General features: G+C 67.8%; 13 protein-coding genes. 7 read left to right on the forward strand and 6 right to left on the reverse strand.

Translation table 11 applies throughout. The features are described 5' to 3' along the window. Positions 1-279 precede the first annotated feature (279 nt). The 3 genes from hpf to hprK all read left to right on the forward strand — a co-directional run bounded on the left by hpf (position 280) and on the right by hprK (position 2,369). Positions 280-609 carry a ribosome hibernation-promoting factor, HPF/YfiA family gene (gene hpf, locus WIX39_RS06695; protein WP_081270768.1) on the forward strand — a complete coding sequence of 110 codons (330 nt, stop codon included), beginning with the start codon at positions 280-282 and terminating at the stop codon, positions 607-609. A 188-nt stretch (positions 610-797) separates the two neighbouring features. Continuing rightward, a complete protein-coding gene (locus WIX39_RS06700; RefSeq protein ID WP_081270769.1) occupies positions 798-1,265 on the forward strand; it encodes a PTS sugar transporter subunit IIA in 468 nt (155 codons plus the stop codon). A 144-nt stretch (positions 1,266-1,409) separates the two neighbouring features. Further along, positions 1,410-2,369 (forward strand): HPr(Ser) kinase/phosphatase, encoded by a 960-nt coding sequence (gene hprK, locus WIX39_RS06705; protein WP_081270770.1) that lies wholly within the window; start codon positions 1,410-1,412, stop codon positions 2,367-2,369. A gap of 63 nt (positions 2,370-2,432) precedes the next feature. Here the strand turns inward: hprK and fur are convergent, their stop codons facing one another. Beyond that, on the reverse strand, positions 2,433-2,852 hold the full coding sequence (gene fur, locus WIX39_RS06710; RefSeq protein ID WP_081270771.1) for a ferric iron uptake transcriptional regulator: 420 nt from the start codon (positions 2,850-2,852) through the stop codon (positions 2,433-2,435). 88 nt (positions 2,853-2,940) lie between these two features. Between fur and WIX39_RS06715 the strand changes: the two genes are divergently transcribed. From WIX39_RS06715 to WIX39_RS06730, 4 genes are all read left to right on the forward strand, one after another. Beyond that, positions 2,941-3,510, forward strand: coding sequence for an outer membrane protein assembly factor BamE (locus WIX39_RS06715; RefSeq protein ID WP_106935980.1), 570 nt, complete (start codon positions 2,941-2,943; stop codon positions 3,508-3,510). Positions 3,511-3,628: 118 nt separating this feature from the next. Continuing rightward, entirely contained in the window at positions 3,629-4,474 is an 846-nt protein-coding gene (dapB, locus tag WIX39_RS06720) for a 4-hydroxy-tetrahydrodipicolinate reductase (protein ID WP_409194710.1), read from the forward strand. An 18-nt stretch (positions 4,475-4,492) separates the two neighbouring features. After that, the gene (locus WIX39_RS06725) at positions 4,493-5,188 is read left to right on the forward strand and encodes a MotA/TolQ/ExbB proton channel family protein (protein ID WP_409194711.1); all 696 of its coding nucleotides are present in this window, start codon (positions 4,493-4,495) and stop codon (positions 5,186-5,188) included. 8 nt (positions 5,189-5,196) lie between these two features. Continuing rightward, positions 5,197-5,682 carry an ExbD/TolR family protein gene (locus tag WIX39_RS06730; protein WP_106935978.1) on the forward strand — a complete coding sequence of 162 codons (486 nt, stop codon included), beginning with the start codon at positions 5,197-5,199 and terminating at the stop codon, positions 5,680-5,682. 24 nt (positions 5,683-5,706) lie between these two features. On the opposite strand, the gene WIX39_RS06735 is transcribed toward WIX39_RS06730, so the two are convergent. From WIX39_RS06735 to glgX, 5 genes are all read right to left on the reverse strand, one after another. Further along, the gene (locus WIX39_RS06735; RefSeq protein ID WP_409194712.1) at positions 5,707-6,129 is read right to left on the reverse strand and encodes an Ig-like domain-containing protein; all 423 of its coding nucleotides are present in this window, start codon (positions 6,127-6,129) and stop codon (positions 5,707-5,709) included. Positions 6,130-6,151: 22 nt separating this feature from the next. After that, positions 6,152-8,635 carry a glycogen/starch/alpha-glucan phosphorylase gene (locus WIX39_RS06740; protein WP_409194713.1) on the reverse strand — a complete coding sequence of 828 codons (2,484 nt, stop codon included), beginning with the start codon at positions 8,633-8,635 and terminating at the stop codon, positions 6,152-6,154. A 252-nt stretch (positions 8,636-8,887) separates the two neighbouring features. Next, the gene (glgA, locus tag WIX39_RS06745; protein ID WP_409194714.1) at positions 8,888-10,366 is read right to left on the reverse strand and encodes a glycogen synthase GlgA; all 1,479 of its coding nucleotides are present in this window, start codon (positions 10,364-10,366) and stop codon (positions 8,888-8,890) included. A 22-nt stretch (positions 10,367-10,388) separates the two neighbouring features. Next, positions 10,389-11,705, reverse strand: coding sequence for a glucose-1-phosphate adenylyltransferase (glgC, locus tag WIX39_RS06750; RefSeq protein ID WP_081270779.1), 1,317 nt, complete (start codon positions 11,703-11,705; stop codon positions 10,389-10,391). A gap of 100 nt (positions 11,706-11,805) precedes the next feature. Then, the gene (gene glgX, locus WIX39_RS06755; RefSeq protein ID WP_409194715.1) at positions 11,806-13,923 is read right to left on the reverse strand and encodes a glycogen debranching protein GlgX; all 2,118 of its coding nucleotides are present in this window, start codon (positions 13,921-13,923) and stop codon (positions 11,806-11,808) included. Positions 13,924-14,141 lie beyond the last annotated feature (218 nt).

Here is a 14,141-nt window from a genome sequence, read left to right on the forward strand (position 1 = left end):
AACATTTTTGAGCGAAACGCCGCGGCGCCTGTCCCGCGCGCGGATGCTGCTATTGATTCGCTAGCGTGCCGCAGGAAGCACGCGATGCGCGCGCAGCTTTGGGCAACTCCGGTATTGCAATAGCGTGACAGCTTGGGCATAGTGAATCGACCTTCCCAGATTTCTTCTTCTTACCCAGTCTCTTCTTCTCTCCCCGCTTCCCCACACACCTGTTTCGCCGGCCAAGCTCCATTCCGGAGTGCGGTCATTTCCCCAACCGTCAATTCCAGGAGGTCATTCATGAATTTGACGATCAGCGGTCATCACCTCGACGTCACACCTGCCTTGCGCACCTACGTCACGAGCAAGCTGGACCGGATCACGCGACATTTCGACCAGGTAGTCGATGTCAAGGTGATCCTCACGGTGGAAAAGCAGAAGGAAAAGGAACGCCGCCAAAGGGCGGAGTGCAACATTCACGTCAAGGGCAATGACATGTTCGCGGAGTCGAGCCACGCTGATCTCTACGCTGCGGTCGATGAGCTGGTCGACAAGCTCGACCGCCAGGTGGTCCGCCACAAGGATCGCCTGCAGGACCACCATCACGCGGCGCCCAAGCGCCTGATGTAAACCGGAGCCCTCGGCTCCCCCCACAGGCCGCCCTCGGGCGGCTTTTTGTTTTCCGACTATTGCGCTGGGGCATTGCCTTCGCTCAGAGGGCGGACGAGGCCTGCGGACCACGTGTAGACAGAAAGTAAATAGGGGGACTGGGGGTTTTTACCAAGCGGGTGCATAATCGCCCCCGCTCTGCACCCACCATGAATCGCCTCGCGTCCATCCTGCCGCCCGCTCAAGTGCTTGTGAGCGTTGACGCTACTAGCAAGAAACGTGCTTTCGAAGAAGCAGGTTTGCTGTTCGAAAGCCTTCACGGCCTGGGACGCGCCCTGATCACCGACAGCCTGTTTGCGCGCGAGCGCCTCGGCTCCACCGGCCTGGGCCACGGCGTCGCCATTCCCCATGGCCGCATCAAGGGCCTCAAGGCGCCGATGGCCGCCGTGTTCCAGCTGGCCAACCCGATCGGCTTCGACGCCCCCGACGAACAGCCCGTCGCGCTCCTGATCTTCCTGCTGGTGCCCGAAGCGGCCACGCAGAAGCACCTCGAAATCCTCTCTGAAATCGCCGAGCTGCTGAGCGACTCCAGCCTGCGCGAACAGATCAAGTCCAGCACCGACGCCGCCGCCCTGCACGGCCTCATCGCCGGCTGGCACTCCACCCAAATCGCCTGAGCTGTGGCTCGCTCCCAGGCTTCGCGCACTTCGTGTCGCTTCGCCAACCCCCTACCGGGGGCAATACCAGCGGCCCGGCAAAGCCGGTTCCGCGGTATTCTGGCCTGCCCCAAATCTGGTGCGTGAGCGCCATCTCCTGAACGCATGAAGCCGACCGTCATCAGCGCCGATGCCATGTTCGAGGAGTTCCGCGGGTCGCTCCGCTGGGAATGGCTCGCCGGGCTCGGGGCGTCAGAGCGCCAGTTCGACCCCGAAGTCATCAGCCGCGCGCAGTCGGCGGCCGACCTGGTCGGCTACCTCAACTACATCCATCCGTACCGCGTGCAGATCCTGGGGGCGCGCGAAGTGGCCTACCTGACGCGCGGCAGCCAGGAAGACTGCGCCCGCCGCATTGCCCGCATCGTCACGCTGGAGCCGCCGATGCTGGTGCTGGCCGACGGCCAGGCCGCGCCCGACGAGCTGCTGTCGATCTGCGAGCGCGCGCAGCTGCCGCTCTTTGCCACGCGCGAATCCTCGGCCTTCGTGATCGACCTGCTGCGCGCCTACCTGTCCAAGCACTTCGCCGAGCGCACGTCGATGCACGGCGTGTTCATGGACATCCTGGGCATGGGCGTGATGATCACGGGCGAGTCGGGCCTGGGCAAGAGCGAGCTGGGCCTGGAGCTGATCTCGCGCGGCAACGGCCTCGTGGCCGACGACGCGGTCGACCTCTACCGCATCAACCAGAACACCATCGAGGGGCGCTGCCCCGACCTGCTGCTGAACCTGCTCGAAGTGCGCGGCATCGGCCTGCTGGACATCCGCGCGATCTTCGGCGAGACGGCGGTGCGCCGGAAGATGCGGCTCAAGCTCATCGTGCACCTGGTGCGTCGCGACAGCTTCGAGCGCGACTACGAACGCATGCCCTCGGCACCGCTCACGCAGGACGTGCTGGGCATCCCGGTGCGCAAGGTCATCATCCAGGTGGTGGCCGGGCGGAACATCGCCGTGCTGGTCGAAGCGGCGGTGCGCAACTCCATCCTGCAGCTGCGCGGCATCGACACCTATGCCGATTTCGTGGCACGCCACCACAAGGCGATGGAAAACGCCCGCGACAACGACTGAAAGCAAAAAAGGGGCATTCGCCCCTTTTTTCTTTGGCTTCCTGCCGCGGGAACAGGTGCGGGTTCAGCGCTTCCTGGCGCAATCCCCGCAAAGGCCGTAGAGCGACATGGCGTGGTCCTGCAGGATCCAGCCCTTGTCCTTGGCGATCATCTGCTGGCGGCGTTCGATCTCGGCGTCGTAGAACTCCTCGACCTTGCCGCACGAGGTGCAGATCAGGTGGTCGTGGTGCGTGCCTTCGTTGAGTTCGTAGACGGCCTTGCCGCTCTCGAAATGGCTGCGCTCGAGGATGCCGGCCTGCTCGAACTGGGTCAGCACGCGGTAGACGGTGGCCAGGCCGATGTCCGAGTGTTCGTTCAGAAGCACGCGAAACACGTCTTCCGCGGTCATGTGCCGCTGGCTGCCGGTCTGGAAGATCTCGAGGATCTTCAGCCGCGGCAATGTGGCCTTGAGGCCGGTATTCTTGAGTTCGTCGATGTTGGCCATGTTGATTCCTGCGCCCTTGGCTGCGGCAAAGGCCCTGAAAAGGGCAGCCGCTACAATGGCCGATCATATCGCTACCCCCCTTCCTCCCATGCCTGCCATTCTCCAACGCCGTCCCTGGCTGCTGGTCGCCGCCATCGCCGCGACGCTCGGCCTCGGTGCCTGCAGCGGTTTCAGCGAGCGCACGCGTAACGCCCTGACGGCCGTCACTCCTTACAAAGTCGAAGTGGTGCAGGGCAATTTCGTCTCGAAGGAACAGGTCGCGGCGCTCAAGCCCGGCATGTCGCGCCAGCAGGTGCGCGAAATCCTCGGCACCTCGCTGCTGAGCGACGTTTTCCACAACAACCGCTGGGACTACGTCTTCACCATCCGCCGCCAGGGCGTGGAACCGCAGGAACGCCACCTGACCGTGTTCTTCAACGGCGAACTGATGGACCGCTTCGAAGGCGACGAGATGCCCAGCGAGGAAGAATTCGTCGCCACGCTGGACACCCGCAAGCGCTCCGGCAAGGTGCCCACGCTCGAGGCATCCGAGGACGAACTCAAGAAATTCGCTCCCTCCAAGGACGAGAAGAAGGCCGACAACAGCGCCGCCTCGTCGCCGTCGGCCAGCCTGCCGCCGCTGCCGGCCGCGTACCCTCCGCTCGAAGCCACGCGCTGAGCGTGCTGCGGCAACGAGCCGAAGCGATAGAAGAAAACAGCGGGCGGCGCCCGCCGAGTCAGGCGGCGTCCGTCCCGAGTCCATGCATGCCATTGGCCATTTCGAAGACTGAATCCGCGTGACCGAATCCACCTCCAATCCTTCCAGCCATCCCGCTTCCGCGCCGCGCCGCGTCGCCATCGCCGGAGCATCGGGCCGCATGGGCCACATGCTGATCGAGGCCGTGCGCAACGCGCCCGACCTGCGCCTGGCCGGCGCGCTCGACATCGCGGGCAGCCCGGCGCTCGGCGCCGATGCCGGCGGCTTCCTGGGCTTCGACAGCGGCGTTTCCATCGTGTCCGACCTGCGCTCGGGCCTGAAGGACGCGCAGGTGCTCATCGACTTCACCCGCCCCGAAGGCACGCTCGCGCACCTCGCGGTGTGCCGCGAACTGGGCGTTCAGGCGGTCATCGGCACCACCGGCTTCAGCGACGCGCAGAAGGCCGAGATCGCCGAGATCGCCAAGGACATCGCCATCATGATGGCGCCCAACATGAGCGTGGGCGTCAACGTCACCCTCAAGCTGCTCGAGATGGCCGCCAAGGCCATGTCGACCGGCTACGACATCGAGATCATCGAGGCGCACCACCGCCACAAGGTCGACGCACCCTCGGGCACCGCGCTCAAGATGGGCGAAGTCATCGCCGACGCGCTGGGCCGCGACCTCAAGGACTGCGCCGTGTACGCCCGCGAAGGCATCACCGGCGAGCGCGATCCTTCCACCATCGGCTTCTCGGCCATCCGCGGCGGCGACATCGTGGGCGACCACACCGTGCTGTTCGCGGGTACCGGCGAACGCATCGAGATCACCCACAAGTCGTCGAGCCGCGTCACCTATGCCCAGGGCAGCCTGCGCGCGGTGCGCTTCCTGGCCGGGCAGCGCACCGGCCTGTTCGACATGTACGACGTGCTGGGCCTGCGCTAGAAAACCAAAGGACGGCCGATGAGCGTGCTCGAACTGCTGACCCACGGCGACGGCGTCAGCCGTTCGGTGGCCGCGCTGCTGCTGGCGATGTCGATCGCGAGCTGGGTCATCATTCTCTGGAAGGCCTGGCTGCTGCGCGGCGGCACGCGCGACGTGCTGCGCAGCATCGCCGCCTTCTGGCAATCGGCCACGCCGGCCGACGCCGAGCAGAAACTCCGGGCCTTCGACCGCGCGGCGCTGGTGCTGCCGGCGGTGTCGGCCATCCGCGGCGTGGCCGCCGGCGCCCCTGAGGGCACGCTGGGCGCTGCGGTCGACCGCAACCAGCGCCTGACCCGCGTCCTGCGCAATGCGCTGCACGGCGCGCTGCGCCGCCTGCAGGCCGGCCAGATCCTGCTCGCCACCGTGGGCGCCACCGCGCCATTCGTGGGGCTGCTGGGCACGGTCTGGGGCATCTACCGGGCGCTGTCGGGCATCGCGGGCCAGACCGGCGGCTTCACCATCGACAAAGTCGCGGGGCCGGTCGGCGAGGCGCTGGTCATGACGGCGTTCGGCCTGGCCGTGGCCATTCCGGCGGTGCTGGCCTACAACGTGTTCGGCCGCGTCATCGGCCGCATCGAAGCCGAGCTCGAAGGCTTCGCGCACGACCTGCTGGGCAGCTTCGGCGAGCCGCCGACGCCCGCCGCGCCGCCGCCCGCGCGGCCGATGCCGGTCTGAGCCGCGCCATGGCCTTCGGTCGTACTTCACTGGGCAGCGGCGCCGCAGGCGGCGGGCGCGCGATGGGCGGCGGCGCGCAGCGGCCGCTGTCCGACATCAACGTGACGCCGCTGGTCGACGTGATGCTGGTGCTGCTGGTGATCTTCATCATCACCGCGCCGCTGATGGCCAGCTCGATCAAGCTCGACCTGCCGCAGACCGACGCGGGCCAGCCCAACGACACGCCCAAGTTCGTGAGCGTGTCGGTCGACGCCTCCGGCAAGGTCTTCTTCAACGACCAGGCCGTGACCGACGAGGAACTGGCCGACCGCTTCGGGAAGGCCGCGGCCGACAGCAAGGACACCGAGGTGCAGCTGCGCGCCGACCAGACCGTGCCCTACGGCAAGGTGGTGGCGCTGATGGGCATTGCCAACAAGGCGGGCCTGAGCCGCATCGGCTTCGTCACCGACGCGCCGCAGCCGGCCACCGATCCCACCGCGCCCGCCAAGCGCTGAACGCCCCGCGCGCGCGTAGAAGCGTCAGGGCTTGACCTCGACCATGGCAGTGTCGTGCGCCACGCCGTTGGTGAACTGCACCTCGTAGTCGAACTGGTCGGTTCCGCTGAATCCCGGTTCCGGCACGAACCAGATGCCCTGCCCCGACAACGTACGGCCGCTGCAATCGACCGCGCCGAACCGCGGCGGGCCGACGGTGACGGAGCCCGGTCGCACGCTCACGGTGCCGTGTGCGGGCTTCGTGCGGATGGTGACGACCGGATCGGGCCCCTGGCTGCAATCGGAGCGTTGCTGCACGTAGGTGAATATGCGCACCTCCTGGCCCGCCGTGGTGCTGCGTTGCCAGGTGTGCTCCCGCGGGGTGCCCTTCTGGGCGTGCGCGACCGTGCACAGGGCCAGTGCCGCGAGCAGTGCGGCCGCGTGGACTTTCATCCGGGCGTATGCCATGGCGTGTTGCCTCGAAGGTGGTTCAGCCCAGCACGACCGGCTTGGTATGCCAGATCTCATGCGCGTACTGCGCAATCGTGCGGTCCGATGAAAACGCGCCCATGCCCGCCACGTTCAGGATCGCCATCCGCGTCCACGCATCCGAATCGCGATACAGCGCATCCACCTCGGCCTGCTTCGCCACGTAGCTCGCGTAGTCCGCCAGCAGCAGGTAGTGGTCGCCCCAGTTCACCAGCGCGTCGTAGATGCCCTGGTAGCGGCCCGGCTCGCCCGGCGAGAAAGCGCCGTCGCGGATCGCGTCGAGCACGCGCCTGAGCTCGGCGTTGCCTTCGTAGATGTCGCGCGGCTGGTAGCCGCGCGCGCGGATGTCGGCGACCTCGGGCGTGGTGTTGCCGAAGATGAAGATGTTCTCCGGCCCCACGTTCTCGCGCATTTCCACGTTGGCGCCGTCCAGCGTGCCGATGGTCAGCGCGCCGTTGAGCGCGAACTTCATGTTGCCGGTGCCCGAGGCCTCGGTGCCCGCCGTGGAGATCTGCTCCGACAGGTCGGCCGCCGGCATGATGATCTCGGCCAGGCTCACGCTGTAGTTCGGCAGGAACACCACCTTCAGCAGCTTGCCCACGCGCGGGTCGGCGTTGATGGTGCTGGCCACGTCGTTGATGAGCCGGATCACCAGCTTGGCCATCACATAGGCCGAAGCGGCCTTGCCCGCGAACACCACCACGCGCGGCACCATGTCGACCGGCGCACCCGTGGCCTGCGCGTCGAGGATGCGGTGGTAGCGCGCCACCACATGCAGCACGTTGAGCAGCTGCCGCTTGTATTCGTGGATGCGCTTGACCTGCACGTCGAACATCGCGTCGGTGTCGACGTCCACCTTCAGGTGCTGCTCGACCCAGTTGGCCAGCCGAAGCTTGTTCTCGCGCTTGGCATGGCGGAAGGCGCGCACGAAGGCGGGCTGCGCGGCCATCGGCTTCAGCGCCTCCAGTTGCGACAGGTCGCGCCGCCAGCCCTTGCCGATGCGCTGGTCGAGCAGCGCCGCCAGCGGCGGGTTGGCCTGCGCCAGCCAGCGGCGCGGCGTGACGCCATTGGTCTTGTTGTTGAAGCGCTCGGGAAAGAGCTTCGCGAAGTCCGAGAAGATCGACTGCTTCATCAGCTCCGAGTGCAGCCCCGACACCCCGTTGACCGAGTGGCTCGCCAGCACCGCCACGTAGGCCATGCGCACGCGCCGCTCGCCGGTCTCGTCCACCAGCGAAAGCCTGCGCATCAGCTCGACGTCGTTGCCCAGCTTCTGCGCGACGGTGGCCAGGAACTTCGCGTTGATGTCGTAGATGATCTGCAGGTGCCGCGGCAGGATGCGGCCCAGCATCTCGACCGGCCAGGTCTCCAGCGCCTCGTGCATCAGCGTGTGGTTGGTGTAGCTGAACACCTTCTGCGTGTGCGCCCAGGCTTCGTCCCACGGCATGCCGTGCTCGTCCAGCAGCAGCCGCATGAGCTCGGGCACGGCGAGCACCGGGTGGGTGTCGTTCAGGTGGATGCTGACTTTCTCCGAGAGCTGGTCGAAGGTCGTGTGGTTGCGCAGGTAGCGGCGCAGCAGGTCCTGCATGCTGGCGCTGCAGAAGAAGTACTCTTGGTGCAGCCGCAGCTCGCGCCCCGAAGGCGTGGAGTCGTCGGGGTAGAGCACGCGCGACACGTTCTCCGACTGGTTCTTGCTCTCGACCGCGCCCATGTAGTTGCCGCGGTTGAAGGCCGAGAGGTCGATTTCCTCGGTGGCGCGCGCCGACCACAGCCGCAGCGTGTTGGTGGCCTGCGTGCCGTAGCCCGGGATGATGGTGTCGTAGGCCACGGCCAGCACGTCGTGGGTGTCGACCCAGTCGACCGCGCCGGGCGGCACGTTGGCGCCCTCGCGCTTCTGCACGTGGCCGCCGAAGCGCACCCGGTAGTTGACCTCGGGCCGCTGGAATTCCCAGGGGTTGCCGCGCGTGAGCCAGTAGTCGGGCGTCTCGACCTGCTGGCCGTCGACGATGCGCTGGCGGAACATGCCGTATTCGTAGCGGATGCCGTAGCCCATGCCCGGCACGCCGAGCGTGGCCATCGAATCGAGGAAGCAGGCGGCGAGCCGGCCCAGGCCGCCGTTGCCCAGGGCCGCGTCGGGCTCGCGTTCGGCCAGCGCGTCCATGTCGACGCCGAAGTCGGCCAGCGCTTCGCGCACGGTGTCGTACAGGTCCACGGCCAGCAGCGCGTTGGTGAAGGTGCGCCCGATGAGGAATTCCATCGACAGGTAGTAGACGCGCTTGAGGTCCTGCGCGTAGTTGGCGCGCGTGGTCATCATCCAGCGCTCGACGAGCTGGTCGCGCACGGCCTGCGAGGTGGCGTTGAGCCAGTCGTCCTGGCTGGCCGCGACCGGGTCCTTGCCGACGGCATAGATCAGCTTGTTGGCCACCGCGCGCTTGAAGGCCGCGACGTCGCGGTCGGGATGGTCGTAGGCGAAGTCTTTGATCGTCATGGTTGGCGCTCTTTGGGTGGGTGTTGGTGTGTCTGATCTGCCGTCAGGAGGCGTTTGGGGTGTGTGCACAGCGAGCGCTGCTCTTGTGCCGGCTGATCAACAAGTGCTCTGAACGCTCACGCCGGCGGGGTGCCTTGCGCAGCGAAATAAAGGAGGAGGGCGAAGCCCGGGGGACATTCGCGGAGCAAGGTACCCCGCTGGCGTGAGCGCCCACCGAACAGCACGCGAAACGGCAAAAAGAAAAGCAGGCGTTCATCCCAGCGCCTGCCGATAGACATCGATGTACTGAGCAGCCGCAGTGCCCCAGTCGGCCGGCCGCCGCATCGCGTTGCCGCGCACGCGCCGCCAGTCCGGCGCGCGCTGGTAGAGCGCGAAGGCGCGGCGCACGGCGCGTTCGTAGTCGGCCACGTCGAAGCGGTCGAACACGAAACCGGTGGCCTCGCCGCTGGCCAGATCCTCGAGCGTGCTGTCGACGACCGTGTCGGCCAGCCCGCCTACGCGGCGCACCAGCGGCAGGCTGCCGTACTTCAGGCCGTACATCTGCGTGAGGCCGCAGGGCTCGAAGAGCGAGGGCACCAGCGTCACGTCGCCCGCGCCGAAGAGCTGGTGCGCGAGCGTCTCGTCGTAGCCGATGGTCACGCTGACCGATTGCGGCGCGGCCGCCGCGCGCTGCCTGAATGCGTCTTCGAGCCAGCCCTCGCCGCTGCCCAGCAGCGCGAGCTGGCCGCCTTGCGCGAGCAGCGCGTCCAGGCCGTCGAGCACCAGCCCCAGGCCCTTCTGCTCGGTCAGGCGGCTCACCAGGATGAACAGCGGCGCGTCCGGCCGCTCGGCCAGCCCCAGCTGGTGCTGCAGCACCGACTTGCAGCGCGCCTTGCCGGCCATGTGGCGGCCTTCGGGCGTGTGGTAGCCCTGCACCAGCGCCGCATCGGTCGCCGGGTTCCAGACCTGGTCGTCGACCGCGTTGAGGATGCCGCTCAGCACGCCGCTGCGCTGGCGCAGCAGGCCGTCGAGCCCGCAGCCCTGCTCGGGCGTCTGGATCTCCAGCGCGTAGGTCGGGCTCACCGTGGTGAGCCGGTCGGCGTAGCACAGGCCGCCCTTCATGAAAGAGACCTGGCCGTGGTATTCGATGCCGTTCATCTGGAACGCGGGCCCGGGCAGCCCGAGGTCCGCGAAGTTCCATGGCGCGAAGAGGCCCTGGTAGGCCAGGTTGTGCACCGTGAACACGCTGCCCACGCGCGATGCGCCCGTCTGGCCGGCCTCGCGCGCGAAGTGCAGGTAGGCCGGCGCCAGCGCGGCGTGCCAGTCGTGCGCATGCACCACCTCGGGCTGCCAGGATGGATCGAGCCCCTGCGCAAGCCGCGCCGCGGCCCAGCCCAGCAGCGCGAAGCGCCGGTGGTTGTCGCCGTAGGGCTGGCGCGCGTTGTCCTCGTACGGGTTGCCGGGCCGGTCGTAGAGCGCGGGCGCATCGATCACGTAGGCCGGGATGCCCGGCGTGCCGTCGACCGCCACGCGCCCGAGACGCAGCGCGAATCGCTCGCCCCAGGGCGCGTCGAACTCGGCCACGGGCGCGAGTTCGCGCACGCCGCGGACGATGGCCGGAAAGCCCGGCAGCAGCACGCGCGCGTCCTGCCCCTCGGCCATGAGCGCCAGCGGCAAGGCGCCGGCGATGTCGGCCAGGCCACCGGTCTTGAGCAGGGGAAAGAGTTCGGCGCTGACTTGCAGGATTCGCATCGTAGAGGCTGGGAGGTGGGTATCAGGCAGGCGCAAGCCGCTTGAGCATTTCGCGCGTGACCAGCACCACGCCGCTTTCGGTGCGCTCGAAGCGCGCGGCGTCGGCCTCGGCGTCCTCGCCGATCACCATGTCGTCGGGGATCACGCAGGCGCGGTCGATGACCACCTTGCTCAGGCGGCAGCCGCGTCCCACTTCGACGTCGGGCAGCAGCACCGCCTGCGAGATGGTGCAGAACGAGTGGACGCGTACGCCCGAGAACAGCACCGAGTCGCTCACCGACGACCCCGACACGATGCAGCCGCCCGAGACGATGGTGTTGGTCGTGAGGCCGGGCTTGCCGTCGCGCCCGAACACGAACTTGGCAGGCGGCAGCTGGCGCTGGTAGGTCCAGATCGGCCAGTTGGTGTCGTAGATGTCGAGCTCCGGCGTGATCGAGGCCAGGTCGAGGTTGGCGGCCCAGAAGGCGTCGATCGTGCCCACGTCGCGCCAGTAGGTCGGGCTGTCGCCGCCGCGCATGGCGCGGGTCACGCACGACATGCCGAACGGATGCGCCAGCGCGCGGCCCTCCGCCACGGCGCGCGGAATGATGTCCTTGCCGAAGTCGTGGTCGGAGTTCGGGTCCTTGCTGTCTTCCTCCAGCAAGCGGTAGAGGTAGGTGGAATCGAACACGTAGATGCCCATGCTCGCCAGTGCCACGTCCGGCTTGCCGGGCATGGCCGGTGGGTCGGCGGGCTTTTCCAGGAAGGCCGTGACCTTGCGGTCGCCGTCCACGTGCATCACGCCGAAGGCGGTGGCCTCCATGCGCGGCACCTCGATGCAGCCGACGGTGCAGCCCAGGCCGCGCTCGGCGTGGTCCTTGACCATGATCGAGTAGTCCATCTTGTAGATGTGGTCGCCGGCCAGCACCACGACGTAGTCGTGCGGCGTGGAGCGGGTCTGGATGATGTCGAGGTTCTGGAACACCGCGTCGGCCGTGCCGCGGTACCAGTGCTCGTCGCCCACGCGCTGCTGCGCGGGCAGCACGTCGACCATCTCGTTGAGCTCGGCCCGCAGGAAGCTCCAGCCGCGCTGCAGGTGGCGCATGAGCGAATGCGACTTGTACTGCGTGACCACCGCCATGCGCCGGATGCCCGAGTTCAGGCAGTTGGACAGCGCGAAATCGATGATGCGGAACTTGCCGCCGAAGTACACCGCCGGCTTGGCGCGGCGGTCGGTCAGCTGCTTGAGGCGGGAGCCGCGTCCGCCGGCCAGCACCAGGGCGATGGTGCGGCGGACCAGCTGGTGGGCCTGCAGCTCGTGCTGCGGTTGCTGTGGCGCTTGGGGTGCGAGGTTGTCCATCCTGAAGTCTCCGTTCGTTCGTTCGTTTGTTTGCTTGTCGTGATTCGTCCGCCGTCAGAGTTTCTGCATCGAGACTAGCACCGCGCTGCGCGGCTGGCTCCTACGTTCTTGCAATTCCGAGGCTCGAGAAAGGCACCTGCGCCGTGCCGTCGAGCGACCGCGCCACGTTGCCCGGGTCGTGTGCGGGATCGCTCGACAGGCACAGCCGCCAGCCGCCCCCGGGCAGCCTGAACTGCACGGTGTCCGGCCCCGCGTTCACCATCACCAGCCATGCGCTTTGCTTTCTTTCGCTTGCTTCATCCGTTGCATCACTCGCGGCAAAGAGGATTGCAAGGGCCGTGCCTGTCTGCCAGTCGGCGGGGGTCATCGGCTCGCCGTCGGGGCGCAGCCAGCGGATGCCGGGGGGCGTGCCTTCGGGCGGCTCGGCCGGCCACCAGCGCGCGCTGCGCAGCGCCGGGGCTTCGCGCCGCAGCGCCGCCAGCCGCGCCACGAAGGCGCTCATGCGGGCCGCGTCGCTCGCGGGATCGGACGCGGCGCCGATCCAGGCGAGCCAGGTGGTCTCGTTGTCCTGGCAGTAGGCGTTGTTGTTGCCTTGCTGTGTGTGCCCCAGCTCGTCGCCGGCCAGCAGCATGGGCGTGCCTTGGGAAAGCATCAGCGTGGCCAGCAGCGCGCGCCGCAGCCGCTCGCGAAGGGCCAGCACGCCGGGGTCGTCGCTCGGACCCTCGACGCCGCAGTTGTCGCTCAGGTTGTGGCCGTGGCCGTCGCGGTTGCCTTCCCCGTTGGCGAGGTTGTGGCGCTCGTTGTAGCTGACGAGGTCGCGCAGCGTGAAGCCGTCGTGCGCGGTGATGAAGTTGACGCTGGCGGTCGGCGCGCGGCCATCGTGCGCGAACTGCGTGCTCGACGCGGCGAAGCGGTGCGCGAACTCGCCGAGGCCGGCCTTTCCGTCGCCCTCGTGGTCCTGCCGCAGCCAGAAGCCGCGCTGGGTGTCGCGGTAGCGGTCGTTCCACTCGAGCCAGCCCGGCGGGAATTCGCCCAGTCGATAGCCGCCGGGGCCCAGGTCCCAGGGCTCGGCGATGAGCAGCGTGCGAGACAGCACCGGATCTTGCGCGATGGCCGCGAAGAACGGCGCGCGCGGGTCGAAGTCGCCGTTGCCTGCACTGCGGCCCAGCACCGGGGCCAGGTCGAAGCGGAAGCCGTCGACGCCCATTTCGCAGGCCCAGAAACGCAGGCTGTCCATGACCAGCTGCAGCACGCGCGGCTCGGTCAGGTCGAGGCAGTTGCCGGTGCCGGCCCAGTTCTCGTAGAGCGAGCGGTCGTCGGGGCGCAGGCGGTAGTACAGGGCGTTGTCGATGCCGCGCAGCGAGAGGGTGGGACCGGACTCGTCGGTCTCGGCGCTGTGGTTGTAGACGACGTCGATCACCAGTTCCATGCCGCGCGCGTGGATCGCGTCGGCCATCGCCCGGAACTCGCCGGCGGGCGTGGTGCCGGGACGGCCGCTCCAGTAGCGGGCTTCGGGCGCGAACCAGCCGATGGTGCTGTAGCCCCAGTAGTTGCTCAGGCCCATGTGCAGCAGGCGCTGTTCGTCGGCGCGGTGCTGCACGGGCATGAGGCTCAGGGTGGTGACGCCCAGGCGCTGGAGGTGGTCGAGCACGGCGGGCTCGGCCAGTCCCGCATAGCTGCCGCGAAGCGGGGCGGGCACGGCGGGGTGCAGCTTTGTCTGGCCCTTGACGTGCAGTTCGTAGAGGACGCGGTCGGATGCGGGGATGCGGGCGTGGCCGGCCAGGCGTTCGCTGCTTTGTGGTGTTGCTGCCGCTACCCGGGCTTTGAGGGCTGCTGCGGCGTTGTCTCGCGTGTCCCTCAGGTCCGGGTTCGCGGGGTCGTGGCCGAGGAAGATGTCGCTGCCGTCATACGTGCCGACTATTTCGCGGGCGTAAGGGTCGAGCAGAAGCTTGGCGGGGTTGAAGCGCTTTCCCTCTTTTGGGGACCAGGAGCCGTGGACTCGGTAGCCGTAGACGAGGCCTGGCTTGCCGCTGGGGAGATGGCCGTGCCAGATGCCGTCTGTCTGTTGCGGCAGCCTCAGGCGCTGTTGTTCGTTATTGCCTGTGGTGTCGAAGATGCAGAGGTCTACGGCTTCTGCTGTGGGTGCGGCCAGTGCGAAGTTGACGCCTTGTTGCATGGGCGTTGCGCCCAGGGGGAAGGGCTTGCCTGGGCTCAGCATGCTGCTTGCCTTGCAGGGGGCTTGCTGTCCGGGGCCGGGTCTCGCCCCGGCAGGCGACCTACTTTTCTTTGCTTCGCCAAAGAAACGTAGGCAAAAGAAAGGCGACCCCACTGTCTGCGACCCCTGCGCTGCGCTACGGGGCAACCTGCGGTGCTCGCGTTTCGCGGGGTCTCGCAGAACTCGCTTCGCTCAAACAGCTGCGAGCCCTGATCCGCGAA

This window comes from Variovorax sp. AB1(2024) (genome assembly GCF_037482385.2).
GTDB lineage: Bacteria > Pseudomonadota > Gammaproteobacteria > Burkholderiales > Burkholderiaceae_C > Variovorax.